Source organism: Mycobacterium sp. 236(2023) (genome assembly GCF_029623955.1).
Lineage (GTDB): Bacteria > Actinomycetota > Actinomycetes > Mycobacteriales > Mycobacteriaceae > Mycobacterium.
Window position 1 is genome coordinate 1 of record NZ_JARSBP010000024.1, and the last position, 901, is coordinate 901.

Sequence of the window (901 nt, forward strand, 5' to 3'; positions counted from 1 at the left end):
GGCTTGCCGTAGAACCACGCGGCCGGGTTGTTGGCGGCGTGCTTGCGGTCGATCACGGAGATCTTGCCGAAGTCGGCGTTCGTCACGCCGTAGGTGGACATGTACCGCTGAGCGTGCAGAGAGACCCACGCGGCCGGCGTCATGAACCCGAAAGGCGCGTAGGGCGCCATCCACAGCGGTGTGACTCCGGGCTGGCGCCCGGCGCCGCCGAACCGGAAGCCGGACCGCTCGTTGAAGGCTCGATAGCAGACGACGGCTTCGGCTGCCCCCGTGGCGACCGCCATCGCTGCCTGCATGACGGTTCCTGCGGCGGCGCCGCCACCGTGCGGGACGCGGGTGAAGAACGAGAGATTCTGGATGCCGACGTTGCGGGCGACTTCGATCTCTTCGTTCTCGTCGACGGTAAAGGTCACCATGCCATCGATGTCACTCGGGCGAAGACCGGCGTCGTCGATGGCGGCTTTCACTGCCTCGCAGGCCAACTGCATCTCGGTACGGCCCGATTCTTTCGAGAACTCGGTTTGACCGATACCGACCAGGGCGGCGCGGCCGCCGAGACCATTCATGGCTGAACCCCGTCAAGCAGACTCAGGATCGCGGTACCGGTGACATGGTCGCCGAGTTTGTTGGTCCCCTTGAGTGTCACCTCGACCAGACCCTCGTCACCTTGCACCGACTTACCGGCGACACTGCCGGTGAAGTGGAGAGGGTCGTTGGGAAATGCCGGAACTCCGAGCCGGATCGACAGTTTCTTCACCATCGCTTCGGGACCGGCCCAATCGTGGAGGAACTTCACGCACAGGCCGTTGGTGGTCAGGATGTTGAGAAAGATGTCCGGAGACCCCTGGCCGGTCGCGAAATCGCGGTCATGGTGCACCGGCATGTAGTCCCGCGATGCGAT

Annotated in this window: 1 protein-coding gene and 1 pseudogene; both read right to left on the minus strand. The window is 64.2% G+C overall.

The window, feature by feature from the left end; genetic code table 11:
- Positions 1 to 566 (minus strand): annotated as a pseudogene (locus tag P9A17_RS33185) (lipid-transfer protein); the annotation flags it as partial.
- Positions 563 to 901: MaoC/PaaZ C-terminal domain-containing protein (locus P9A17_RS33190; protein WP_278043061.1), on the minus strand; the 339-nt coding region annotated here is incomplete at its 5' end. The pseudogene P9A17_RS33185 and the gene P9A17_RS33190, both read right to left, overlap by 4 nt.